The organism is Flavobacterium sp. N1994 (assembly GCF_025947145.1).
In the GTDB taxonomy this organism is placed as follows: domain Bacteria; phylum Bacteroidota; class Bacteroidia; order Flavobacteriales; family Flavobacteriaceae; genus Flavobacterium.
In genome coordinates, this window is record NZ_CP109999.1 from 313,167 (window position 1) to 338,762 (window position 25,596).

Here is a 25,596-nt window from a genome sequence, read left to right on the forward strand (position 1 = left end):
AGGTCGTTTTATTAAGAAACGAATATAGTAATTAAATTGTGAATGGTGAATTGTAAAATGTGAATTATTCTAAGGTTAGAGCTCCTAGGATTTCTTCGTTCATGAAGGGGCCGCCAGGATATGTTGCGGTGTAGTCCAGGTTAAGCCAGATGTTACCTCGTTCATCAATATGATAATTGATGGTTTTACCTTTACTTTCTATAGGAAATAGTACTTTTTTGATGGCATAGTTAAAACGCTCCAAATCTTTTTTGGTCCCAATTAATAATTCAGGATAAATATGTCCTTTGGTATGGATTAGCCTTGTAGTTCCTCCAATAGATTTGATGCAAGCTGCCATGAAAACAGAATGATCGTCGCAATCTCCCGAAAGATATTTAACCGATTCAGTAGCTTTGGCAATATAATCATGGCCCTTTGGGTCACTGACATAATTCCATCTACTATTGATTTCTTTAAAAATCGCAAACGATTGTATGATAGTCCAATCCTCATTATACCCTTTCACATTTTTAAAATGCTTGTTGATAGCCATGATGGCGAAATCTCTAATTTTAGGATTTTGATATTCGACAGCATCTAAAATTTTAGATTTATTGGGAAATGGCAATAGTTTAGTAATGATAATATCTTGTGGATAAGGGTCATCATTCATAGAGTATATCATCGAACGATAATCTTCGAAAATACTTTGAAAACCATATTTGCCTGATAAACTTCCGTAAATGAGCATGAAGAGATATAGTATAACTGAAATTAAAGTAACCCTCCTTAAAGCTCTTAATATTAATTGAATAGCAACAAGTATTACAAGGAATAGTAAGATTCTATCAATATGATGTGCCCAATCTAAAGTAATGAAATTGTGGTGCGCAATGATAAAAATGGGAATAGTAATCAGAATATTTAGTACAAAAATGATAATCAAATCCCACGGACTTTTTATCCTGAATATTTCTTTCAGTTGTTGATAAGTAAGATGTCTTAGTTTGATCATATTGCCCAAGGCAAAAGCTAAACTGCTTTTACTATTTCAGCAAAAGTACCTTTTTTATCTATTATTTTAAGGTCAAATAATTGATTTTGAATTTTGTTTAACACTTTTTCTTCTAATGGTTTTTGGGACCATTTGGTAAGGGATAGCCATTCCTGGATATCTTCTAGTTTCTGGTTGTATTTGGATGCTAAAGTTCTGTCAATACTTGGAATATCTTTAAATTCAGCAGTAGTGTTGTTTATGGTTTCTAAAATCAAGGCAACCGATTGTTTGTTGGTTTCCAAGAATTCATTTCTTACCGCAATTACAAAGCAGGGCCAAGGCGTTGGGCAATCGGCAACACGACGAAAGATACCCTTGTCTACTAAAGGTTTGGTCATAAAGCGCTCCCACATAAAATAATCAGCAGTTCCGTTGGTTAGAGCTTCTACAGCACCATCAATGGTATTTACGATTTCAAATTGGAGTGTTTCGGTATTCCAATGTTGATTTTGGGCATTAACATAAGCCATTAAATGGGAACCTGAACCATAACGAGAGATGGCTACTTTGGTATGCTCTAAATCAGAAAGCGTTTTATATTCCGATTTTGCATCAACATGAATTCCCCATATCAAGGGGCTTTCAACATATACTTGCACAATGGAACAATCGTTTCCTGAGACAATATCTTTTACTATTCCTTCGGTCAAGATAACGGCAATATCAGTATCGCCATCTCGTAGCATTTGACACATTTTACCAGTGCCTTCCGGAATATCCGTCCATTGCAAATCAATACCCATGGTCTCGAACTCACCATTTTCAATGCACAATTGCCAAGGCAAGTTGAAATGTTCAGGGACGCCAGCTATTTTTATGTTTTTCATTCTTAAAAGATTAATAGAAATAAAACTAAAGTCTTGTCTATTGATTCTTGCTTACTCCGCCAATTTTCCCAAAGCATATTGAATCAAAGCATCCACGGCTTTATATGGATCTTCACTAAAGGTACCATTAGCACGGTTGGCTATGATAGCATTTAACGATAAACAGTTATGACCCAAAAGCTTTCCTAAGCCATAAATAGCAGAGGTTTCCATTTCTAAGTTGGCCATTCTCACTCCGTTGAAATTAAAGTTGTCCATTTTGCTGTTCAAACTTGGGTCCTGAATTTCTAAACGCAATACTCTTCCTTGTGGACCGTAAAAACCACCAGCAGTTCCTGTAATTCCTTTGTGGATTTGATTGCTGTCGAATTTCTTTTTCAGAGTTTCTGAGCAAGCTATAACGCACGGTCTTCCTTTTCTCATATCCCAGTTGGTATGTTGAATAAAGGCATCTTCCATGTCTTTTTCGGAGATGGCATCCAATAAGTAGGAGCGAAGCATGTTGTCTAATCCCAAACCGAATTCTCCCATTACAAAACTATCAACAGGAATATCTTCTTGTAATGAACCTGAAGTTCCGATTCGAACTATGTTTAAGGAAGTTACTATTTCTTTAGGTTGGCGAGTTTCTAAATCGATATTCACTAGCGCATCCAACTCATTCATAGTAATATCAATGTTATCCGGACCAATACCCGTTGACATCACGGTAATTTTTTTGCCTCTGTAAGTTCCAGTTTGTGTTTTGAATTCACGCTTTTGAGTTGAAAATTCAATACTGTCAAAAAACTGTGTGATTTTTTCAACTCTATTTTGGTCGCCCACAAAAATAATGTCGTGAGCAATATGTTCTGGTTTTAGATTTAAGTGATAAACACTTCCGTCTGGGTTTAATATTAATTCGGATGATTTAATCATTGTATGGTTATTTGGTTATTCTTTAATTTGATTCGTTAAATTATTTTTTCTGCCGACTGCCACTGAATACTGCGACTGAGTCTATCCTCCCACGCGTTTTACTTTAAAGCCTTTATCCTTGAGTAAGGTCATTATTTTATCTCGGTAATCGCCTTGAATAATGATGGCGCTGTCTTTAAAAGTGCCACCCACGCTGAGTTTGGTTTTGAGCTCTTTGGCTAATAGTTTAAAATCGTCATCACTGCCTTCATAGCCTTCGATGATAGTGGTAGCTTTGCCTTTACGTCTTTCATATTTGCAAATCATGGGTTCTTTTTGGATAAAAAGAATATGTTCCTGCTCTTCCACAACTTCAGGTTTGTTAGAAGGTTGGTGTTCAGGAAAAAGTTTTTTTAATTGGTCTTGTAAATCCATAGTGTTCTAAAAATACAAAAAGTAAAAATCCAAACCTCAAGGGTTATTGAGGTTTGGAAATTACTATTCAAAGATATAGATTTATTTTTTGATTAAGCCTAATTCTACTAATCTTTCGTGAAGGAATTCACCCGCAGTGATATCTTCGTATTGTTTAGGATGTGCTGCATCAATGCATTCAGGCAAGCAATTCAAAGACATATCGCTTACAGGGTGCATAAAAAACGGAATAGAATAGCGTGAAGAACCCCACAATTCTCGGGCTGGATTCACTACTTGATGGATGGTCGATTTCAATTTGTTGTTGGTGTGTCTAGATAACATATCACTCACATTAATCATCAATTCGTCGGGTTCAGCCATAGCGTCAATCCATTCTCCATCATGATTCATTACTTGCAATCCTTTGCCTTGAGCTCCCATTAGAAGGGTAATCAAATTGATGTCGCCATGCGCAGCAGCTCTAACCGCACCATCTTTAGGCTCATCTGTAATTGGGGGATAATGTATTGGGCGTAGAATACTGTTACCGTCTTTTACGAATTTGTCAAAGTAAAATTCATTCAATCCGATATGCAAAGCCAATGCTCTTAAGACATACACTCCAGTTTTTTCAATCATTTGAAAAGCTTCTTTACCTATCGTATTAAAACGAGGCAATTCTGCTACTTCTACATTGTCAGGATATTGACCGGCATATTTCGAACCTTCACTAACGTATTGTCCAAAATGCCAAAACTCTTTCAAATCTCCAGCAGAGCGTCCTTTAGCCGATTCTTTCCCGAAAGAAACATAGCCTCTTTGTCCGCCAATACCTGGGATTTCATAGGTTTTTTTGGTTTCCAAGGAAAGATCAAAGAAGTGGCGCACTTCTTCATACAAACTCTCCACCAATTCGTCATCTAAAAAATGACCTTTCAATGCTACGAAGCCGATTTCTTCGTAGGCTTTTCCGATTTCATTTACAAACTTTTGTTTACGTGCCGGGTTGTCCGACAGGAAATCACGTAAGTCAACACTTGGGATTTGTTGCATAATGTTACGTTTTATTTGGGAAGCCTCCCATTTTTAAAGGCGCAAAGATACTTCTTTTAAGTGGTTTGTTTGTTAACGGAATGATAAGTTTGTTGGTTTTATCTAATGAAATCTTATTTGTCTTTAAGGATATACGCTTTTTTAATGGAGTCTAATTTTGGAAAAAGTTCTAAATACTTTTTTCTATTGGAACTTAAAGAATCATAGACATCCATCGTTTTATTGCCATAGTCGGAATGCAATTTTTCTACCACCTCCATGCCCTGAGTCACGTACCCTAAAACCGGATAACCTCTAACTCCTTCTGGGGCTATGGTATCTAATCTTATGTTGTCCTTAAGGTTAATAAACAAATCATTTCCACGAGTTTCTTTTCCAGCTCGAGCAAAACTAACATAGCCTTTAAGATTGCTTTGGATTACTGGCTCATCGGGAACTTTAAATTTTTCCCATTTCTTGGTGATGATAGTGTCGATATTGCCGAATTGCACCACAAAGTTAGGAACGACTCTATAAAAAAGCTGATGGTCATAAAAGTGATGGGTTAGTAGCTGGTGCAGACGATCTGCGGCTTGTGGTGACCAAGCACGAGTAACCTGAATATCAAAATTTCCTTGAGAGGTTTCAAAACGTGCCGTGTAGGTAGCTGGTGCCATTTTCTTAGTCCATGCAGCATCAAAGGTGGTTTTACTGCAACAAATAGCACTTAAGGCAACGATACAAATCAGGATGTATTTCATGTAGTTGTTGAATCTTTTGTTTCTGATAAAGATAAACTTTTACGAATAACTAATCAAACTTTCGAATAGTAAAAATCCCCTTCACAATTAATTACAATTAGGATATAGTTAGAATGAATTTATTTAAATAATTTACAACTACATCCTAATGCTTTTTATACTTTTGCAATGCTTAAAAATAGTTACATGAATTTCGATAGAAAAGACTTGTCCAATGTGCAATTATTGGATTTATATAAAAGATTACTAAAACCAAGGCTTATTGAAGAGAAGATGCTCATCCTATTGCGACAAGGAAAAGTGTCTAAATGGTTCTCGGGTATTGGTCAGGAAGCAATTGCTGTTGGAATTACGGCAGCATTAGATAAAGACGAATACATTTTACCAATGCATAGAAATTTGGGTGTATTTACAGGTCGTGATATTCCGTTACATCGCTTGTTTTCACAATGGCAAGGCAAGAAAACGGGTTTTACCAAAGGAAGAGATAGAAGTTTTCATTTTGGTACTCAAGAGTTTCATATTATTGGAATGATATCGCATCTGGGACCACAATTAGGGGTTGCCGATGGGATTGCTTTGGCAAACAAATTAAAGAAAAACGGAAAGGTAACCGCAGTTTTTACTGGAGAAGGAGCTACCTCTGAAGGAGATTTTCATGAAGCGTTGAATATTGCATCAGTTTGGGATTTACCTGTTTTATTTGTGATTGAAAATAATGGATATGGTTTATCAACCCCAACAAATGAACAATATCGTTGTGAAAACCTTGCGGATAAAGGCATAGGGTATGGTATGGAAAGCCACATCATTGATGGTAATAATATCTTAGAAGTATTTACTAAAATAAGCGAGTTTAAAGCATCCTTAGCGGAAAACCCGAGACCTGTATTATTGGAATTTAAAACCTTCAGAATGCGTGGGCATGAGGAGGCGAGTGGTACAAAGTATGTTCCGCAAGAGCTTATGGATATGTGGGCTGTAAAAGATCCGATTGCTAATTATAAAGCATGGCTTACGGAAATCAGTGTGCTCTCGGAAGAGGAAGAGGCTAAGATTACGAAAGCCATTAAGAAAGAAATTGACGAGCATTGGGCTATAACTCAAGCGGAACCAGAAGTAGTAGCTAGTTTAGAAGAAGAATTAGGTGATGTTTACAAACCATATGATTTTGAAGAAGTTACTCCTTCAGATAAAGTAGAAAATATTAGAGTAGTGGATGCTATTTCTAATGCGTTGCGTCAATCTATGGAGCGTCATGATAACTTGGTCATTATGGGGCAAGATATTGCTGAATATGGTGGTGCCTTCAAGATTACCGATGGCTTTGTAGCCCAGTTTGGAAAAGAGCGTGTTCGTAATACTCCCATTTGTGAAAGCGCTGTAGTTTCGGCCGGAATGGGATTGTCTATCAACGGACACAAAGCAGTGGTAGAAATGCAGTTCGCTGATTTCGTTTCCACAGGATTTAATCCGATAGTCAACTTATTAGCCAAACAACACTACCGCTGGAATGAAAAAGCAGATGTAGTAGTACGTATGCCTTGTGGTGGCGGAACTCAAGCAGGACCTTTTCACTCGCAAACAAACGAAGCTTGGTTTACTAAGACTCCGGGACTAAAAGTAGTCTACCCTGCCTTCCCTTATGATGTGAAAGGCTTATTGAATACCGCTATTAATGACCCCAATCCAGTCATGTTCTTTGAACACAAACAATTGTATCGTTCGGTATACCAAGATGTGCCTTCGGATTATTATACTATTCCGTTTGGAAAAGCAGCCTTGTTAAAAGAAGGAACACAAGTAACCATTATTTCGTTTGGTGCTGGAGTGCATTGGGCATTAGATACCTTAAGCAAACATTCCGATATCAGTGCTGATTTAATTGATTTAAGAACGTTACAACCCTTAGATACTGAAGCTATTTTTGCCTCAGTTAAGAAAACCAATAAAGTAATTATTCTACAAGAAGACACCCTTTTTGGTGGAGTAGCAAGTGATATTTCAGCGATGATTATGGAGCAATGTTTTGAGCATTTAGATGCCCCAGTAAGAAGAGTAGGAAGTCTAGAAAGTGCTATTCCGTTTGTGAAAGCTTTGGAAGATCAATATTTACCAAAAGAACGGTTCGAGAAAACATTGTTGGAGTTGCTAGAATATTAGACTTCTTAGAATGGTTAGACTGATAGATTTTTAGAATAAAAAGGCGCTGGAAACAGCGCCTTTATTTATTTAATATGTTTCTCCAATCGTTCCTGTATCACCTGTAACGGAGTAGCTATAGCATTGATATACTGGAAATTCCCATCCCGTTGATTGTTGATGGAAAGCTGTATCGGACAAGCTTCACTTTGCACTGCATTGACTTTGAAAGTAGTTGTCTTTTCATCGTAAACCACATAAGGTGCCCCAGAAGAACCAAATCTAAAATAGCCTTTGATTAAATAGCGCAATCCTTCTAAGTTATAATTCCCACCAATACGCTCTTGGAAAATAGCAAAATGTTCAGTGAAACCTTCTATCTGAGCTTTGTTCAAGAGTTTTCCAATTTCACTAGTTGGTGAACTTTGCAGGCAATAGTAGTTTTCCTGATTGTCATCTAATAAAGAGTAATCCACTTCCAAACTAGGCATAGCGTTTATTACAGCTTTTGGTGTGTTGATGATTTTGTATAAAGCAATATCTTCATTATAAAAGGCTTCTACCAATTCCACTTCCACCAAAAAAGTATGGCGTTGAATGGAAGGCTCAGGGAAATAAGTTGAAGGATTGAAATGAGCTGAAAGTTCCGGATTATTATAAAACAACTCATTTTTGAATTGGATAACCAAATGAGGCAGACAGATTTTTCTATCCATCATAGTAGTCCAACGCGTGTCAAAGTTGATTTGCTTGAGTAAGTTGGTGATACTTTGATAATCATTCGGATTGGTTATGTTAGCATAGCGTCTTTGATTCCCCAATTCCAAAGGGTAACAGCTTTCAAATAACTGCGCTTGTTCTGCATTTAGATAGGGGAAGATATTGGTAAGATACAAGCCATTATCAATTGATTTAAAGATGTTGGCTTCCACTTTCAAATTGTGTGCTACCGATAGAATATAACCATTCCCAATATGAAAGGCACAAATGTTGTTTTCAAAATGACGTCGGTGCGGCTCATCTTTGTTCTGAATCCACATGATTCGGAATAGTGGAGAGGTTTGTTCGTTGGTTAGTTCGAGTTGTTTGTGGAGTTTATGGTTTGGTGTCATAGAGTTTCAAATAAAAATTTCATTGTCAAAGACAACTATCAAATATAAGTAAAGAAAGGAATTAGTAGCTTTTCTTGACTGTTTTTTCGACTAAAAGCACCATTCCAATTCCAATAACATAAGTTAGAATATCTATCCAAGAAAAGGAAGTGCCAATTACCGTTCGGGCCATCTTAGAGTTTTGCAGATGCAATTTATCTACAATAGCTAAATACTGTAACGTTTCTACTCCAAAGGAAAAAAGCAATACAAAGATAGCAGCAGTGATAACCTTTAAATCAAGGAAGGATTTGATAAAACAGTAAATCAGGATAACCACTAAAACATCCCCGATGTATGGCCTTACAATAGTGTCATGAACATACATGGCTATGAGTACTTCAATACAAAATAGTAAAACCGTTAAGGCAAAGTAGGTTTTATGGAATTGTAGCTTTAGGCTATTCTTCACCATCGTCATCCAGTTTGAATGGGTAATCCCCAAAGAGTGAGGCTAGCTTTTTAGTTTGATAGGTTTTTTTAGTGAACTTATTCGATAACACAATGATGCTTACGCGTTCTTTTCTCAAAGTGATAAAGCAGGAAGTATTCCCATGCCACCATCCGTTATGGTAATAAAAAGGTTCGCCTTTTTCCCATTCAATCATTCTTACACCTAAACCGTAATTTCTAATGCCTTTGCTTTCATGACTGTATCCTGTATAGATTTTCTTAATCAGTTCAGGGTTTAAGAAAAACGGAGCGTAACGGGCATTGTCAAACTTTAGCAAATCGCGAGGGGTGGAGTAGATGTTTTTATCGCCATAAATTCCGTCCAGATAATCAATACCAATTTCCATATTATTCCCTTTATAGGAAGGAGCGATAAGGTCACGGTCTTTGGTAATATCAAACACAAAAGTATCTTTCATTCCTAGTGGACTAAAAATCATTTCCTTCATCGCTTCTGGATAGCTAAGACCAGTAATCTTTTCGATAACCAAAGCCAACATTGCATAATTGGTATTGCAATAACTAAAGTGCGTATCTGTTTTGGTTTCTAATGGAATTTCTTTTTCCACCATCAAGGTTACAATGTCTTCGTTGGTTAAGGTTTTATGTTTGTCCCAATTGTTATTTTCATAAGTGAAATAAGCATAGTTTTTCATACCACTTCTGTGATTCAGTAGCGTTTGAATGGTTACGTCTGGGTAAGGGAAATTAGTAATAATGGTATTTACTTTTTGATCTAAGCTAAGCATTTTAGCATCTATTAACATTAGTATGGCGGTTGATGTCAATACTTTACTCACCGATGCAATATGCAAAGGCATATCTTTACTAATCACTTCATTGGTTCTTTTGTTGGCAAAGCCCATGTAATTTTCATAGATGATTTGCCCATTCTTGGCCACCAAAAAAGCAACATTATCATTTTTTTCTGACCATGTTTTTTCAAAATACCGACTAACGCCATATTTTTTGTCATTGATATAATCAGCACTTAGTTTAGGCATTTCCTCATGCGAAGGTTGCATTATTGGAATTCCGTTTTTGTTAACTTTCACTATACCTTCCTCATTCTTTTCTAGTTTAGAACAAGAAAAGGTAAGTAGTAATAAGGTAATTACAGTAGTAGTATATAGAGAGAATCTTGAAATCATTAGATATAGTATTGAAAAAAACAAATATAGCCATTCAGTAAAATGCTAAAACTACTTTTTGAGAAAGCTATCAACAGGTTTTCCACATTTGAGATTAAGAGGAGGATTGCCGGTGGCAATCAGGTATTTTTTGCTTTTACGAATTAGTACACATTTGTTATATTAATGTCTAGGCATACTAATCCCATCAAAAGTAATGCAAAAGTTATTTTTTAAAAAAAGTTTTGAAAACGTTTTCGTTACAACTACTTTTGGCACGAAATAAAATAGCATAATGAAGTTTGGAATTATAAAAGAAAGAAAAAATCCACCAGACAGAAGAGTGGTTTTCACTCCAGAAGAATTGGTTCGTTTACAAAAGGAGCACCCTGAAGCGATTATCAAAGTAGAAAGTTCGGATATCAGAGTTTTTAATGATGATGCCTATAGAAATTTAGGCATTGAAGTAGCGGATGATATTTCGGATTGTGATGTGTTTTTTGGTGTAAAAGAAATTCCAGTGGATTATTTGATTCCGAATAAAAAATACTTTTTCTTTTCCCACACCATCAAAAAGCAAGTGCATAACCGCAAGTTATTACAAGCGATTTTAGATAAAAATATCGAACTATATGACCATGAAACTATAGTCGATGCTACTAACCGACGCTTAATTGGTTTCGGAAGATATGCTGGAATTGTAGGAGCTTATAATGGTTTTAGAGGGTTCGGAATAAAGTATGATTTATTCAACATCCCCAAAGCCGAAACACTGCATTCTAAAGAGGATTTAATCGTTAGACTAAAAAGACAAATTTTGCCTAACATCAAAATCGTATTGACTGGACATGGTAAAGTAGGAATGGGAGCCAAAGAAATTCTGGATGGCATGAAACTGAAACAAGTTTCTCCTGATGATTTTTTAAACAAAATTTACTCAGAACCTGTTTACACACAAATTGATGTTTTGGATTACAACAAAAGAATCGACGGAAAAGTAGCGGACAGTAATACGGATTTCTATAAAAATCCTCAAGCCTATACGTCTAATTTTGAACGCTTCACCAAAGTAGCCGATATTTTTATGGCAGGCCATTTTCATGGGAATGATTCCCCAGATATCTTAACTCGAGAAATGCTAAATGCTCCTGATTGCAAAATCAAAGTAGTGGCTGATATTTCTTGTGATGTGGATGGACCTATCGCTTGTACTATAAAAGCATCTACTATTGCTGACCCGTTTTTTGGTTACCTGCCAAGTACTAATGCGGAAGTCCCATATACGCATCCAGGTGCTGTAATGGTAATGTCGGTTGATAATTTGCCTTGTGAATTGCCTAAAGATGCTAGCGAAGGTTTTGGAGAAATGTTTATGGAACATGTTATCCCAGCCTTCTTTAATGGGGATAAGGACGGAATCCTACAACGAGCCAAAATTACGGAAAACGGAAAACTAACACCAAGGTTTGCTTATCTTCAGGACTATGTTGATGGTAATGCCGTTCACAGTTAGGCTTCTTTTTTAAAGTTAATAACTATACTAAAATCTCGATTCATTCGGGATTTTTTGTTTTTAAAAAGTTACTATATTTAGAAAAAAATATTTTCATGAAAAGAATCGCCTCCATTGGATTACTATTTTTAGGGATACAGCTCTACTCACAAAGTGTCCAATCTCCATCCAAAGAAATTACCCTTAACTTCTCGTTATCGGAAAACGGAAAACCAACTTATCAGGTTTCCTATAAAAACAAAGCAGTAGTGCTAAAAAGTTTTTTGGGTATAAAGGTTAAGAACGCTAGTAATTTAGATGCTAATTTCAAAATAGATAGTATCGGTAATAAAAATGTTAATGAAACTTGGCAGCCTGTTTTAGGCGAGCAGTCCAATATAAAAAACAGTTACAATGAAATGACTGTGGCTCTAAGTCAACCATTGAGCAATAGAAAGATGAATATCATTTTTAGGGTCTTTGATGAAGGAGTAGCTTTTCGTTATGCTTTCCCAAAGCAAGTAAACATGAACTACTTTATTATTACCGATGAAGTATCAGAGTTTAACCTAGCAGGGGATCACAAGACCTTTTGGTTACCAGGGGATTTCGACAGTCAGGAATACCCTTATACAGAATCTAAATTATCAGATGTAAACACCGATAATATCAATAAAAACAATGGCATCGGGTTAAAATCAATTGCTGGAAAATATACCATCCAATCGCCTTTGATGATGAAATCGGCTGATGGTTTGTATCTTAATATTTTTGAAGCTGCGGTAGTGAATTATCCGGTAATGCATTTGGATTTGGTTCCAAGTGAATTAAAACTAACTTCTCATTTGGTTCCCAATGCTATTGGAGACAAAGCCTATCTTCAAGCTCCTTGTGTTTCTCCATGGAGGACCATCATGGTAAGCAACGATGCTCGTAATATTGTAAGTTCAAAAATGATTTTAAATTTAAATGATCCATGTAAAATAAAAGATACTTCTTGGATTAAGCCAATGAAGTTTGTTGGGGTATGGTGGGAAATGCATGTGGGTAAATCTACTTGGGATTATGCGGGGTCTCAAAATGCCCAAAATGCGGCTGATGGTCAGTTAAAACCAACAGGAAAACATGGAGCTACTACAGAAAATACTAAAAGATATATAGATTTTGCAGCCAAAAATGGTTTTGATGGCGTATTAGTGGAAGGCTGGAACATGGGCTGGGAAGACTGGTTTGGCAATTGGAAAGAAGACGTTTTTGATTTTACTACACCTTACCCTGATTATGATTTGAAAGCCATACACGATTATGCTAAAGCAAAAGGGGTGAAAATGATTATGCACAATGAAACCTCAGGTTCAGTAGCAAATTATGAAAGACATCTAGATAGAGCCTTAAATCTGATGAAAGAATATGAATACCCTGCTGTAAAAACGGGTTATGTGGGTCGAATTATTCCACGTGGTGAATTTCACGATGGGCAAACCATGGTAAACCATTTCAATTTTGTAGCAAGAAGAGCAGCCGATTTTAAAGTTATGGTGGATTCTCACGAGAGTTCTCGCCCAACAGGATATAGTAGAACGTATCCCAACTACGTCGCAGCTGAAGCCGCACGAGGGAATGAATTCAACGCATGGAGTGTGGGTAATCCGCCAATGCATGAAACCATTTTGCCTTTTACTAGATTATTAGGGGGACCAATGGATTATACTCCGGGTATTTTTGAAATCAAGATGAGTTATTATGACTCAAAGAAAACAGAACAAGTACATACTACTTTAGCGAAGCAATTGGCTTTATATATAACGATGTATTCTCCAGTCCAAATGGCAGCGGATTTACCTGAAAATTATGAAAGATATCCTGATGCCTTTCAATTTATCAAAGACGTAGCTGTAGATTGGCAAGATAGTAAATACCTAGAAGCAGAACCTGGGGATTATTTGACCGTTACTAGAAAAGACAAACATTCTGAAAATTGGTTTTTAGGAGCCATTACAGATGAAAATGCAAGAGATACTGAACTAAAACTGGATTTCCTTTCCCCTAACAAAAAATATAAAGCCACTATATACGAAGACGGAAAAGACGCTGATTGGCAGAAAAATCCAAAATCATATGCTATCAGATCCGTTGAGGTTACCTCAAAATCAAAAATTAAATTACATTTGGCTAATGGCGGTGGAGCAGCCATATCTTTCCAACCTAGTAACTAAACCAACCAATTATTATATTTATGAGTACAACCAAAACCAATTATCCTGCACTTTACACCCTAATTACGGTCTTTTTCTTTTGGGGTTTTATTGCGGCTGGAAATAGTATTTTTATTCCTTTTTGTAAAACGTATTTTCATTTAGATCAATTTCAATCCCAGTTGGTAGACTTTGCTTTCTACACTGCCTATTATGTTGGAGCTTTACTTCTTTTTGCACTTGGAAATAGAAGAGGAAAAGATATTGTAGGGGAATGGGGCTTTAAAAAAAGTATTGTTTATGGACTGTTATTTTCTGCACTTGGGGCTGGAGCGATGATTATAGCTGTAGAATCAAATTTATATACAGGAATGTTAGTAGGATTGTTTATAGTAGCACTTGGCTTTTCATTACAACAAACAGCAGCTAATCCATTTGCTATTTTATTAGGCGATCCAAAAACAGGAGCTAGTCGTGTCAATCTTGGAGGTGGAATTAATTCTTTTGGAACCACTATAGGTCCTATTGTTGTTGGTTTAGCATTATTTGGCACTGCAGCTTCAGTAACAGAAGATCAAATTAGAATGTTGGAATTAAGTAAAGTAGTGATTTTATATGTTGGTGTTGGATTACTATTTATTGCCGCCGCTGCCTTATTTTATTTTTCAAAAAAGGTACCAACAGGTGTTTCGGATGAACCAATTGAAAAAGCAAACAAAGCACTATGGTCATTGATTATACTTACTATTTTATTAGTGATTTGTTTTGTTCCCATTTTTAAAACCTATCAAATAGATACTACTGCTTACGATGTGGTTCAAATGCAAGATTTAGAAAAATACAGAATGTATTGGCTGTTTGGAGCTCTGTCGGTAGTCGTTGGTGGATTATTAATATCCTATTCATCGGCACAAAAAAAAGCAGAAGGTTGGGGTGCAATGCAATACCCACAGTTGGTTTTAGGAATGCTTGCCATCTTTACTTATGTTGGTGTTGAAGTAGCTATTGGTAGTAATTTAGGGAGTTTATTGCATTTAAAAGAATTTGGAAATATCCAATCTTCAGATATTGCTCCTTATATTTCAATGTATTGGGGAAGTCTGATGATTGGCCGATGGGCTGGGGCAATTAGCGTATTTAACCTAAAAGGCACTAACAAAACAATAGCTTTAATAATCATACCGTTGATAGCATTCGGAATTATTTTGGGGGTTAATATTCTTTCAGGAAAAGATATGAGACCATTATATTATTATGTTTTCTGTATATTCATCCAAATAGGATCCTTCTTTATGAGTAAAGACAAACCCGCAAGAACCTTGATGATTTTTGGAACTTTTGGAATGTTAGCCATGTTGATTGGTTTATTTTCATCTGGAACTATTGCTATTTATGCTTTCTTGGCCGGAGGTTTAGCCTGTAGTATTATGTGGCCAGCAATTTTTAGTTTATCCATTATCGGGTTAGGAAAATATACTTCTCAAGGTTCGGCATTCTTAATCATGATGATATTAGGAGGCGGTATCATTCCTCCAATTCAAGGAAAATTATCGGATATTATCGGTATTCACCAATCCTATATCGTAACGGTAGTTTGCTTTGCTTATCTGACTTTATTTGCCTTTTTAGTAAAAGGTATTTTGAAAAAGCAAAACATTGATGTGGATTCGATTGAAATGGAGGAAAGTCACTAATTTTTATTTGAACAATATAAATCAAAAATCCCGCATTGTTTTTCAACTTTGCGGGATTTTCTCATCAAACCAACCAATTTTCAACCTAACCAGTACTTATTTTTTTTCTCTGTCGTCTTCATTTCTTCCTTTACTGCCATCGGCTTTATAATAGTAGTAATTACTATCATTAGAATTTGAGGAAGTATAATTAGAAGAGTAATCATCATCATGATTATTATAGTGGTAAGCGTAGCCATAATTACTATATCCTTTTATGTTTCCAATAGTATCCACGATATCTCCTCTTCGGTTGTAAACAATTTTCATGCCACCAATTTGGCTAAGCGCGATTCTATTGTATCTCATATACACACTACCAATACGATTTACTCTATTTCTTTCATCATAATTGATAAACGTGTTACCAATACGTCTTACTCTACCAAAACTATCATGCTCTATACGAGTACCATAATTCATAGGTCTTCTTTCTTGTGTTACAACTCCTCTTTTTCCAGCGGCTTTATAATAATAATCACCATGGCTGTCTTCTGGACGAGTATTGAAATCAAAATCTCCATTAGTAAAAACGAAAAATTCAATGCCTCGTTCTGTAAAAGAGATTGGTTCATCGAAACTATAACTGTTTCTTCTTTCTTCACCAGAAATGTTGATTACTTCTGATGCGTTCGCTACACTTCCAACCAGTAAAATGCTAGCTACTAAAAGGGTAATTTTTTTCATAATCAATAGAATTTGTATTTTGCTTACTCTTTCGATTTTCAGCTTCTTCGAACAGAAAATATTTCTGATGCTAGATCTAAATTCAAATAGCGTGCCAAAGTCGGTAAAACAATTCTTAAGATTTGCTTAAGATTGTTTTTTGGTATTCTTTTTATTGCTTTTTAATAGCTTCTTTATTGCCTCTACATTGCTGCTAGATTGCTGCTAGATTGCCGCTAGATTGCTGTATACTTGCCACAAAGTGCCACAATGATAAAATGGTATTGCAGTGAATGGTAACAATGTTATTGTTTTTTACTTGCCTGCTTGGATTGTTTTTTTATTACATTTGTTTTAGATTTTAATCTATAAACCATTAATAATTATTTTTTATTTAAATGAAAAACCTACTATTTTCATTAGCCTTGTTCTTATTCATCTTAAAAGGAAATGCCCAAGTTTATATCCCTTATTATGGTTCAATAGTAGAGCAGTGCTCTCAAACGAATATCACAAATAACTTAACGGAATACGAATCTTTAGGATTAAAAAGAAGAGGCACTTCTGCTTTGGATAATACTGTTAATTGGCTAAAAAATAAATACTTGAGTTTTGGTTATACCACGAGTCAAATTCAAGAAGATAATTATACTTATAATGGCTCTCCAGCTACATGTAAAAATATTATTATTACTAAAGTGGGTACGGTTTATCCCAATACTTATGTTATTGTTTGTGGTCATTATGACTCAATTGGCGGTACAGGAACAAATGATAATGGAAGCGGATTAGTTTCCATCTTGGAAACCGCTCGATTGTTACGAAACATTCCAACAGAATATTCTATAAAATTCATCAATTTTAGTGGAGAAGAAGATGGTTTGTACGGAAGCAAGCATTATGTAAGTGCTATTGTAAATGGAACTAACCCTAAAATGGATATTCGTTTGGTTTTAAATTTAGATGAGGTAGGAGGTGTTGCAGGTTTAACCAATGACACTATTACTTGCGAAAGAGATACCAGTAATTCGCCCTCTACAAACAATGCTCTTTCAGCAACAATGACTGATGAATTGATTACTTGTGTCGGATTGTATTCTCCATTAAACACTTATTTGTCATATGCTTATGCTTCAGACTATATGTCTTTTCAAAGTAACAATGAAATTATAACCGGGCTTTTTGAAACCAATGAAACAACTCATAAACACACCAACACGGATTTATTAATCTATATGGATCCTATTTATAATTACAACGTCGCCAAAGCTACAATTGGAGCCACAATGCATTTTGCAAAAGCCGCAACATCTGCTTTAGGAAACGATGATTTTCAAAATGACAGCCAGGTTAGTTTTTATCCAAGTCCAGCAAAAGACACTTTGAATATTAATATGGGGACCATTACTGAAGCTAATTATTCCTTTTCCATGGTCGATGTTCAAGGAAAAGTGGTTTTCCAAAGAGAAATACAAAATGCTCATTTAATTGAATCAATACCTTTAGAAGGAATGTCTAAAGGGATATATTTAGCGGTTTTGCAAACAAAAACTAAGAGAATCACTAAGAAGATTATAGTAGAATAATTATTATTCTTATAAAAAAGCCTTCTCTAAAGAAGGCTTTTTTTATAACTTGTCTTTTAAATAAAAACCAGTAATTGATTTTTTATTCTTTACCACTTCTTCAGGAGTGCCAATTGCAAGTATTTGACCTCCATTTTCACCACCTTCAGGACCTAAATCTATTATCCAGTCAGCGCACTTAATTAAATCAAGGTTGTGTTCAATTACAATAATCGAATGCCCTTTTTCTATCAGAGCTTCAAACGAAGCCAATAGTTTTTTGATATCGTGAAAGTGTAAGCCAGTGGTTGGCTCGTCAAAGACAAAAAGTGCTTTTTCCTTGGTTACTCCTTTTACTAAAAAGGAAGCTAATTTAATACGTTGTGCTTCTCCACCAGAAAGGGTAGAGGATGACTGTCCCAATTGTACATATCCTAATCCAACATCTTGTAATGGTTGTAATTTTTGCGTGATTTTAGTTTGTTTATTTTCAGCAAAAAAGGCAATCGCATCATCAATAGTCATCGTTAGAATGTCATCTATGTTTTTGCCTTCAAAAGCTACTTCTAAAACTTCCTTTTTGAAACGTTTTCCTCCACAAGTATCACAAGGTAACGAAACATCGGCCATGAACACCATTTCTACGTTTATAGAGCCCTCTCCTTTACAAGTTTCACAACGACCACCATCTACATTAAAAGAAAAATGTTTAGCTTGATAACCACGAACTTTAGATAATTTTTCTTTGGCATACAAATCACGTATGTCGTCATAAGCTTTGATATAAGTCACAGGATTTGAACGAGAACTTCTTCCTATAGGATTTTGATCAACATATTCAATATGCTTGATGTGTGAGAAGCTTCCAGAGAGTTCGGTAAATTGACCTGCTTTATCGCCAATACCCTCCAACTTTTTTTGCATGGCTGGATACAGTATTTTTTTGACTAAAGTACTTTTTCCACTTCCTGAAACCCCAGTAATCACAGTTAAAGATTCTAACGGAAAGGCAACATCTACATTTTGGAGATTGTTTTCTCTTGCTCCTTTTATCTCAATATAATTCTTAGAAGTTCTACGTTTTTTAGGAACTGATATTTCTAACGCTCCATTCAAATATTTAGCGGTTAGTGAATCTGCTTTTAGGATTTCAGCAAAATTACCTTCAGCTACTAATTCCCCTCCAAAAGTTCCTGCCTCTGGGCCAATGTCTATAATTCTATCCGCTGCTTTCATGATATCCTCATCATGTTCAACAACTATAACTGTATTCCCTAAGTCACGCAGATTTTTTAATACTTTAATTAAGCGCTCAGTATCTTTTGGATGCAAACCAATACTCGGTTCATCTAAAATATACATGGAACCCACCAAACTACTTCCGAGAGAGGTTGCCAAGTTGATTCGCTGTGATTCTCCACCAGATAGTGTTGCAGAATTTCTATTTAAAGTCAAATAATCCAAACCAACATCGCTTAAAAAAGCCAATCGATTATTAATTTCAATCAAAAGTCTTTTGGCTACTTTTTGATCGTATTCAGAAAGGGTTAGTTCATTGAAAAATGGAATCAATCGTTTAATAGATAAATCAACCAATTCGGAAATCGTTTTTCCTCCAACGGTTATATAATTCGCTTCTTTTCTAAGTCGTTTGCCTTTGCAAGTAGTGCATTTGGTTTTACCACGATAACGAGACAGCATAACGCGGTTTTGTATTTTATAATTTTTCTCCTCTAATTCTTTAAAGAAATCATCCAGACCAGTAAAGTATTTGTTTCCTTTCCATATTAAATCCTTTTGTTCTTCTGTTAATTCAAAATAAGGTTTGTGAATAGGAAAATCAAACTTATAAGCATTATTTACTAATTGGTCACGATACCAACTCATACTTTCGCCTCTCCATGGAAAAATAGCATTTTCAAAAACCGAAAGAGCAGTATTAGGAATTACCAACTCATCATCAATTCCGATAACATTTCCGTAACCTTCGCAAGTTGGACAAGCACCATAAGGATTATTGAAACTAAACAAATGAATGTTGGGTTCTAAAAAGGTAATTCCATCCAATTCAAAATTAGCGCTAAAGGGTAAGCGAGTATTAGTTGCTAAATCTTGTAGATAGCAAACCCCTTTACCTTCAAAAAAAGCGGTTTGTATAGCATCAGCAAGTCTATTGTAGAATTCTTCCTCTTCTTTAACGACAATTCGATCTATAATCAAAAGGACGTCTTTATTATCTAAAGAATGCTGTTGTATTTCATCCAAACGAACCATTTCGTTATTAACTAAAATTCTTGCAAACCCTTGTTGTAATAATACTTTAAGCTTATCTTCTAAAGCTCTTCCTTCTTCTAAATGTATAGGGGAGAGTAATAGCCATTTCGTATCTAATTCAAATGATTTAACTTTTATAATTACATCTGTAACGGTATCCTTTTTCACTTCATCACCAGAAATAGGAGAAAAGGTTTTTCCAATTCGGGCAAACAGTAATTTTAAATAATCATAAATCTCAGTTGAAGTACCAACTGTAGAGCGGGCATTAGAGGTGTTTACTTTTTGTTCAATGGCAATGGCAGGTGCAATTCCTTTAATGTATTCTACTTTTGGTTTGTCTAATCTTCCTAAAAACTGACGTGCATACGAAGACAAGCTTTCAACATAACGTCTTTGTCCTTCAGCGTACAAAGTATCAAAAGCTAAGCTAGATTTTCCAGAGCCAGAAAGTCCAGTAATAACAACCAATTCATTACGCGGAATCACTACATCTAAGTTTTTTAGATTATGAATTTGTGCCCCTTTAATCAGGATGTTTTTTTTAGGTTCTAATGATGCAATTTCAGAAGATTTCATTCTCGTTTTTTTACAGTGGGCAAAGGTAATCAATTCTAAAATGAGAACCCATTTTAGTTAAACTATGATTAATATATTTTTTGTTATAAAATCGGATTATGACTAATTTATAGATTACGTTATTCAATAGAAATAAATAAATTTTTTTAAGAGTGTGAAAGGGTATGTTTTTTATAATCTTTAAAAAGAACCTTTTTTTTACATAAAGTGTTTTTTTATGGTTAATTATTTAAGAAATTTTAGATTGCAAATAAATAAATTACAACAAAACATAAATTTTCACCCTTACATTACCACAACATTATTTAAAATCAATTCTAAAATCATTTATCCGTTTATCTATATATTTAAGCTTTTAATCACTTATTTCAAACGTTTTAGTATTAATTTGACTTGTATAGTTTTTATATAGTTAAACAAAAAATCAATTTTGTTTTGAATAGGTTAACTTTGATTACGAACAAATAATAATATAATTATGAAAAAAATTACTTTTTTAACTTTCCTCTTAGTATCAACTATAGGATTTGCACAACCTACAAACAATGCACCTGCACCAACTAAAAATGCTGCGGATGTTATTTCTGTTTTTAGTGATACTTATTCTAATGTAGCGACTAATTACAATCCCAACTGGGGACAATCAGGTATTTGCTGTGTTAATCCTGCTTACAATCCTGGGACTGGCAACTTAGTTTTAGCTTACACCAATTTCAATTATCAGGGGACTGAGGTAACAACACAGAATGCTGCTGGTATGGAGTATTTACACGTAGATGTATGGACTAATGCTAATCCTGCAAGCACAACTTTACAAGTTAGTCCAATTAACAATGGTACAGGAACAACTGAAACTCTTGTTACTATCAACTATACTCAAGGTTCATGGTATAGTGTTGATATTCCTAAGAGTGCTTTTACAGGTATGACTTGGAATTCTGTATTTCAAATGAAATTTGCTGCTAATGGTCCAGGTAGTACTGTACCAGTTGATATTTATTTAGATAATATTTACTTTTGGAAAACACCTATTGCAGCTGGTGCAGATGCTACTTTAAGTGATTTAAAATTAGATGGTGTTACCGTTACAGGTTTTAATTCTGCTATCACTACATACAATGTTGATTTGCCAAGTGGTTCTACAACATTTCCACAGATTACTTCTGCTACAACAACTGATGTTAATGCAACAAGAGTAATTACTCAAGCTTCTTCTTTACCTGGTGATGCTACTGTTGTAGTAACTTCTCAAAATACTAGTGTAACTAAAACGTATACAGTACATTTTGCTGCAGTTGGACCACCTACAGCGGCACCAACACCACCAACTAGACCTGCAGCTGATGTAAAATCTATATTTAGTGATGCTTACACATGCGTTTCTCCTTCTATGGGGTATACAGGTGATGATAATACCTATAATAATTCTTGGTGTCCTGGTAATACAACTTTAGTCCAAGTAGCAGGTGATAATACTAATAAAATTACTGGTTTAGGTTGCGAAGGAATTACCTTTTTAGCGGGTAGATTTAGTGCTGCTGGTTTTACTCGTTTTCACATGGATATCTACACTGATACACCAACTCAAGATAAAAGTTTCAATTTTAAATTTTCTAATTGGAGTGGTGGAGCTGGAGAAACAAATGCTTTTGAATATTCTGCAACTAACGCAAATATATTGCCAAGTACAAATCCAGGAACATGGATTTCAATAGACTTGCCATTAACTAGTTTTAACGCAATAGGAGGTAACAACAATACTGATTTTGTTCAATTCGTGATTACATCTGATTTAGGAACTGTTTATTATGATAATATTTATTTACATAAAAACACATTAGGAACTACAAGTTTTGAAGCTGCTAATGTAAAATTGTATCCAAATCCTGCATCAAATGTTTTAAACATTGAATCAGTTTTAAATATTGATAAAGTAGCTATTTATAATCTTTTAGGACAAGAAGTTATTTCTCAAAATACAAGTAGTCAAACGGTTGCTTTAGATGTAACGAATCTTCAACTTGGAGTATACATTGTTAAAACTACTATAGCTGGTAATGTTTCATCAACTAGATTTATTAAAGAATAAGTTTTTAAGTTAATTAGTTTTGAAAAGCACGAGATTTATTTCGTGCTTTTCTTTTTTCTTTTTTTTATTCAATACATTTAATTACTAATGTTATTACATTAATATTATTTTTTGAATTCGTAATATTGTAAAATCATGAAAGCTAAAAGCCCCCTGCATATTAGGTTTATATTTTCAGTGACACTAGTAGTGTTTACTAATTTTATTTATGCTCAAGATTTACCTCCTATTTTAAAGTATAATTCATCAACATATAATGCTGGAAATCAGAATTGGATGATTTCTCAAGATGAGAAGCAATATATTTATTTTGCTAATAATGACGGGTTATTAGAATTCAATGGTTCTAATTGGACGCTTTATGACTCACCAAACGAAACAATAGTTAGATCTGTTAAAGTTATTGGAGACAAAATATTTACAGGTTGTTACATGGAATTTGGATTTTGGATTAGACAAGATAATGGACGACTGAGGTATACATCATTAAGTCAAAAAATTAAATCTAAAATTCTAGTTGATGAACAATTTTGGAATATCTTAAATTACGAACAATGGGTAATTTTTCAATCATTAAACAGAATATATATTTATGACACTAAGACCAACAAGTTCAAAATTATTATTCCTGAAAATGATATTTTAAAATCCTTTAAGACATCAAATTCCATATATTATCAAACAGTTAATTATGATTTATTTGAAATTGAAAACGGTACCAGCAAGTTAGTTTCAAACAATTCAATATTAAAAAACAATAAAATTGTTAATGTTTTTGCTGTTGATGATGGGTTATTAATTCATACTCAGTTTAACGGGTTTTACAAATTATCTGATGGTAACTTAGTTAAAATAAACACAGAAGCAGATTCTGACATTGCTGCGAGCAGTATTTACAGTAGTCAAATGCTTATTGATGGTAGTTTTGCTGTTGGGACTATTTCCAATGGAGTTTTTATTTTATCAAAAAATGGAAAAGTAAAATACCATATCACTCAAAATAAAGGGTTATCTAATAACACTGCGCTATCAATTCTTGAAGATTCGGATAGAAATCTATGGATTGGATTGGATAATGGAATCAATTGCATCAATTTACAATCCTCCATCAGAAGTTTTTTTGATAATTCAGGCATGTTAGGTACTGTCTATGCTTCTATACTGCATAAGGGCAAATTATATATTGGAACCAATCAAGGTTTATTCTACAAAGATTATTTGAGTAATGATAGCCAATTTAAATTTATTAAAGGGACAAAAGGTCAAGTTTGGTCACTTTTTGTTCTTGATGGAACTCTTTTTTGCGGTCATGATTCAGGAACTTATATAATTGACAATGATAATTCTAAACAAATATTTTCTCAATCAGGAACTTGGAAGTTTGAAGTAGTGCCCAACAAGAATAACATCATTCTTCAGGGTAATTATTATGGAATTTCAGTATTAGAAAAAATAAATAATCAATGGATGTTTAGAAATAAGATTTCAGGTTTTAATTATTCTTCTAAATATTTTGAAATAACTAATTCCAATGAAGTATATGTGAGTCATGAATACAAAAGTATCTTCCGTTTTCAATTAGATTCTGAATTTAGAAAAGGGTCAAAATTGTATAGTTATACCAATCCCATTAAAGGTAAAAATGCTGGTTTATCTAAGTTTAACAATACTATTTATTATGCATACAAAGAGGGAATCTTTAAGCTAAACCCCAAAACAAAACAATTTGAAAAAGACAAATCACTTAGTTCGGTTTTTGAAAATGGAGAATATACTTCTGGAAAATTAATTTTAGATAATTCTAATCGTTTATGGATATTTTCAAAAAGCCATATCAATTACTTCACGGTTAATAAATTAAGTTCTGATTTAAAAAATAATGTAATTTCCATACCATCATCAATTACAAATTCGATGTTAGGCTATGAAAATATTACACAACTTTCAAACTCTCAATATCTTATAGGAACTACAGATGGTTATTATACTTTTAATATTAATGAACTAAGTTTCAAGAATCATAATGTTGCTATTTCAGACATAAGTATCAATAAATTAAATGAGAAGCTTACCAGTTTCTCAATCACAGAACCAGGTAAGTTTAAACATAATGAAAATAATGTAACGTTTAGTTACACTGTGCCTGAATATAATAAATATATTATACCAGAATATCAATATTCTCTCGAAGGTTTTCAAGATGATTGGAGTGAGTGGACTTCAAATTCTACAATTAGTTTTAAAAATTTATCGCCTGGTAAATATACTTTTAAAGTTAGATCAAAAGTTGTTAATTCTCAACCTGAAAATATTGCTACTTATTCTTTTATTATTGAAAAACCTTGGTATTCCACTAATCTTGCCTTGATTATTTATTTTTTATTAATGGGACTTTTAGCCTATTACATTAATAAAGCCTACAGTAAATATTACTTCAAACAAAAGCAAAAATTAATTGAAGAGAATAATTTGTTGCTAGAAATCAAAGAATTAGAAAACGAACAGCAACTGATGAAATTGAGAAACGAACAACTTTCATTAGATGTTAATGAAAAGAGTAGAGAACTTGCTTTGTCTACCATGAGTCTTATTAAGAAAGATGAATTATTATCATTGATTAAAGAAGATTTAAAGAAGTCTTCTGATGAAACGAGTTCAAGAAGTATTAAGTCTGTAATTACAACTACTATCAATAAAAACATATCAGTTGATAATGCATGGAATGCTTTTAAAGAAGCATTTGATACAGCCGACAAAGATTTTTTAAAGAAAGTAAAACTCGCTCATGCATCTTTAACACCAAATGATTTAAGACTTTGTGCCTATTTAAGATTGAATCTATCATCTAAAGAAATAGCTCCTTTATTAAATATCTCAGTTCGGAGTGTAGAAATTAAGCGATATCGTTTGCGTAAAAAAATGGATCTGCCACACGAAACAGGTCTAGTTGAATATATACTTTCAATTTAAAATTAAACGTTTAGTATATTTTAACTATACATTAACTATACATTTTTTTAAAATTAATGATTTACATTAACTAATATTTCATTAAGAAACCTCTAATAGCAATAAAACCATTGCTATTCTATTTTTTATTTATTAAACTCGATTTGTATAGTTTATATAAACTCTTATTTTTTTTTGATATTAT

At 34.1% G+C, this 25,596-nt stretch carries 18 protein-coding genes; 7 read left to right on the top strand and 11 right to left on the bottom strand.

What is annotated here, in order from left to right; translation table 11 throughout:
- Positions 1-64: 64 nt before the first annotated feature.
- The 6 genes from OLM53_RS01545 to OLM53_RS01570 all read right to left on the bottom strand — a co-directional run bounded on the left by OLM53_RS01545 (position 65) and on the right by OLM53_RS01570 (position 4,973).
- Complete coding sequence (locus OLM53_RS01545) at positions 65-997, bottom strand: transglutaminase (RefSeq protein WP_264521300.1); 933 nt, start codon at positions 995-997, stop codon at positions 65-67.
- Positions 998-1,014: 17 nt separating this feature from the next.
- Complete coding sequence (locus OLM53_RS01550) at positions 1,015-1,866, bottom strand: substrate-binding domain-containing protein (RefSeq protein WP_264521301.1); 852 nt, start codon at positions 1,864-1,866, stop codon at positions 1,015-1,017.
- A gap of 51 nt (positions 1,867-1,917) precedes the next feature.
- Positions 1,918-2,784, bottom strand: coding sequence for a nucleoside phosphorylase (locus tag OLM53_RS01555; RefSeq protein WP_264521302.1), 867 nt, complete (start codon positions 2,782-2,784; stop codon positions 1,918-1,920).
- Positions 2,785-2,865: 81 nt separating this feature from the next.
- Entirely contained in the window at positions 2,866-3,198 is a 333-nt protein-coding gene (locus OLM53_RS01560; RefSeq protein ID WP_264521303.1) for a translation initiation factor, read from the bottom strand.
- Between the two features lie 81 nt (positions 3,199-3,279).
- Positions 3,280-4,233 carry an isopenicillin N synthase family dioxygenase gene (locus OLM53_RS01565; protein ID WP_264521304.1) on the bottom strand — a complete coding sequence of 318 codons (954 nt, stop codon included), beginning with the start codon at positions 4,231-4,233 and terminating at the stop codon, positions 3,280-3,282.
- Positions 4,234-4,346: 113 nt separating this feature from the next.
- The gene (locus OLM53_RS01570; RefSeq protein ID WP_264521305.1) at positions 4,347-4,973 is read right to left on the bottom strand and encodes a peptidylprolyl isomerase; all 627 of its coding nucleotides are present in this window, start codon (positions 4,971-4,973) and stop codon (positions 4,347-4,349) included.
- 186 nt (positions 4,974-5,159) lie between these two features.
- Between OLM53_RS01570 and OLM53_RS01575 the strand changes: the two genes are divergently transcribed.
- Positions 5,160-7,136: a dehydrogenase E1 component subunit alpha/beta gene (locus OLM53_RS01575; RefSeq protein WP_264521306.1), complete on the top strand. Its 1,977-nt coding sequence runs from the start codon at positions 5,160-5,162 to the stop codon at positions 7,134-7,136.
- A 65-nt stretch (positions 7,137-7,201) separates the two neighbouring features.
- On the opposite strand, the gene OLM53_RS01580 is transcribed toward OLM53_RS01575, so the two are convergent.
- From OLM53_RS01580 to OLM53_RS01590, 3 genes are all read right to left on the bottom strand, one after another.
- Complete coding sequence (locus OLM53_RS01580) at positions 7,202-8,227, bottom strand: hypothetical protein (protein ID WP_264521307.1); 1,026 nt, start codon at positions 8,225-8,227, stop codon at positions 7,202-7,204.
- 61 nt (positions 8,228-8,288) lie between these two features.
- The gene (locus OLM53_RS01585) at positions 8,289-8,681 is read right to left on the bottom strand and encodes a DUF2809 domain-containing protein (RefSeq protein WP_264521308.1); all 393 of its coding nucleotides are present in this window, start codon (positions 8,679-8,681) and stop codon (positions 8,289-8,291) included.
- On the bottom strand, positions 8,668-9,870 hold the full coding sequence (locus OLM53_RS01590; protein WP_264521309.1) for a serine hydrolase domain-containing protein: 1,203 nt from the start codon (positions 9,868-9,870) through the stop codon (positions 8,668-8,670). Before OLM53_RS01590 ends, OLM53_RS01585 begins: the two co-directional genes overlap by 14 nt.
- Positions 9,871-10,144: 274 nt before the next feature.
- Here OLM53_RS01590 and OLM53_RS01595 point away from each other — a divergent pair, with 274 nt between their 5' ends.
- The 3 genes from OLM53_RS01595 to OLM53_RS01605 all read left to right on the top strand — a co-directional run bounded on the left by OLM53_RS01595 (position 10,145) and on the right by OLM53_RS01605 (position 15,230).
- A complete protein-coding gene (locus OLM53_RS01595; RefSeq protein WP_264521310.1) occupies positions 10,145-11,362 on the top strand; it encodes an NAD(P)-dependent oxidoreductase in 1,218 nt (405 codons plus the stop codon).
- 95 nt (positions 11,363-11,457) lie between these two features.
- Positions 11,458-13,557 carry a glycoside hydrolase family 97 protein gene (locus tag OLM53_RS01600; protein WP_264521311.1) on the top strand — a complete coding sequence of 700 codons (2,100 nt, stop codon included), beginning with the start codon at positions 11,458-11,460 and terminating at the stop codon, positions 13,555-13,557.
- Between the two features lie 20 nt (positions 13,558-13,577).
- On the top strand, positions 13,578-15,230 hold the full coding sequence (locus OLM53_RS01605) for an MFS transporter (RefSeq protein WP_264521312.1): 1,653 nt from the start codon (positions 13,578-13,580) through the stop codon (positions 15,228-15,230).
- Positions 15,231-15,326: 96 nt separating this feature from the next.
- Here the strand turns inward: OLM53_RS01605 and OLM53_RS01610 are convergent, their stop codons facing one another.
- Positions 15,327-15,956: a hypothetical protein gene (locus OLM53_RS01610; RefSeq protein WP_264521313.1), complete on the bottom strand. Its 630-nt coding sequence runs from the start codon at positions 15,954-15,956 to the stop codon at positions 15,327-15,329.
- A 377-nt stretch (positions 15,957-16,333) separates the two neighbouring features.
- Here OLM53_RS01610 and OLM53_RS01615 point away from each other — a divergent pair, with 377 nt between their 5' ends.
- A complete protein-coding gene (locus tag OLM53_RS01615; protein WP_264521314.1) occupies positions 16,334-17,521 on the top strand; it encodes a M28 family peptidase in 1,188 nt (395 codons plus the stop codon).
- 42 nt (positions 17,522-17,563) lie between these two features.
- Here OLM53_RS01615 and uvrA read toward each other — a convergent pair whose 3' ends face one another.
- Entirely contained in the window at positions 17,564-20,353 is a 2,790-nt protein-coding gene (uvrA, locus tag OLM53_RS01620; protein WP_264521315.1) for an excinuclease ABC subunit UvrA, read from the bottom strand.
- 478 nt (positions 20,354-20,831) lie between these two features.
- Here uvrA and OLM53_RS01625 point away from each other — a divergent pair, with 478 nt between their 5' ends.
- Together OLM53_RS01625 and OLM53_RS01630 are read left to right on the top strand one after the other, a co-directional pair.
- Entirely contained in the window at positions 20,832-22,442 is a 1,611-nt protein-coding gene (locus OLM53_RS01625; RefSeq protein WP_264521316.1) for a T9SS type A sorting domain-containing protein, read from the top strand.
- A 135-nt stretch (positions 22,443-22,577) separates the two neighbouring features.
- On the top strand, positions 22,578-25,412 hold the full coding sequence (locus tag OLM53_RS01630; protein WP_264521317.1) for a triple tyrosine motif-containing protein: 2,835 nt from the start codon (positions 22,578-22,580) through the stop codon (positions 25,410-25,412).
- The last annotated feature ends 184 nt before the right edge of the window (positions 25,413-25,596 follow it).

What these genes read in the sequence shown, in the direction of transcription:
- OLM53_RS01555 (WP_264521302.1), bottom strand. Translation starts at nt 2,784, where the DNA reads ATGATTAAATCATCCGAATTAATATTAAACCCAGACGGAAGTGTTTAT.
- OLM53_RS01625 (WP_264521316.1), top strand. Translation starts at nt 20,832, where the DNA reads ATGAAAAAAATTACTTTTTTAACTTTCCTCTTAGTATCAACTATAGGA.
- OLM53_RS01590 (WP_264521309.1), bottom strand. Translation starts at nt 9,870, where the DNA reads ATGATTTCAAGATTCTCTCTATATACTACTACTGTAATTACCTTATTA.
- OLM53_RS01545 (WP_264521300.1), bottom strand. Translation starts at nt 997, where the DNA reads ATGATCAAACTAAGACATCTTACTTATCAACAACTGAAAGAAATATTC.
- OLM53_RS01585 (WP_264521308.1), bottom strand. Translation starts at nt 8,681, where the DNA reads ATGGTGAAGAATAGCCTAAAGCTACAATTCCATAAAACCTACTTTGCC.
- OLM53_RS01610 (WP_264521313.1), bottom strand. Translation starts at nt 15,956, where the DNA reads ATGAAAAAAATTACCCTTTTAGTAGCTAGCATTTTACTGGTTGGAAGT.
- OLM53_RS01580 (WP_264521307.1), bottom strand. Translation starts at nt 8,227, where the DNA reads ATGACACCAAACCATAAACTCCACAAACAACTCGAACTAACCAACGAA.
- OLM53_RS01595 (WP_264521310.1), top strand. Translation starts at nt 10,145, where the DNA reads ATGAAGTTTGGAATTATAAAAGAAAGAAAAAATCCACCAGACAGAAGA.
- OLM53_RS01615 (WP_264521314.1), top strand. Translation starts at nt 16,334, where the DNA reads ATGAAAAACCTACTATTTTCATTAGCCTTGTTCTTATTCATCTTAAAA.
- OLM53_RS01605 (WP_264521312.1), top strand. Translation starts at nt 13,578, where the DNA reads ATGAGTACAACCAAAACCAATTATCCTGCACTTTACACCCTAATTACG.
- OLM53_RS01560 (WP_264521303.1), bottom strand. Translation starts at nt 3,198, where the DNA reads ATGGATTTACAAGACCAATTAAAAAAACTTTTTCCTGAACACCAACCT.
- OLM53_RS01630 (WP_264521317.1), top strand. Translation starts at nt 22,578, where the DNA reads ATGAAAGCTAAAAGCCCCCTGCATATTAGGTTTATATTTTCAGTGACA.
- uvrA (WP_264521315.1), bottom strand. Translation starts at nt 20,353, where the DNA reads ATGAAATCTTCTGAAATTGCATCATTAGAACCTAAAAAAAACATCCTG.
- OLM53_RS01565 (WP_264521304.1), bottom strand. Translation starts at nt 4,233, where the DNA reads ATGCAACAAATCCCAAGTGTTGACTTACGTGATTTCCTGTCGGACAAC.
- OLM53_RS01600 (WP_264521311.1), top strand. Translation starts at nt 11,458, where the DNA reads ATGAAAAGAATCGCCTCCATTGGATTACTATTTTTAGGGATACAGCTC.
- OLM53_RS01575 (WP_264521306.1), top strand. Translation starts at nt 5,160, where the DNA reads ATGAATTTCGATAGAAAAGACTTGTCCAATGTGCAATTATTGGATTTA.
- OLM53_RS01550 (WP_264521301.1), bottom strand. Translation starts at nt 1,866, where the DNA reads ATGAAAAACATAAAAATAGCTGGCGTCCCTGAACATTTCAACTTGCCT.
- OLM53_RS01570 (WP_264521305.1), bottom strand. Translation starts at nt 4,973, where the DNA reads ATGAAATACATCCTGATTTGTATCGTTGCCTTAAGTGCTATTTGTTGC.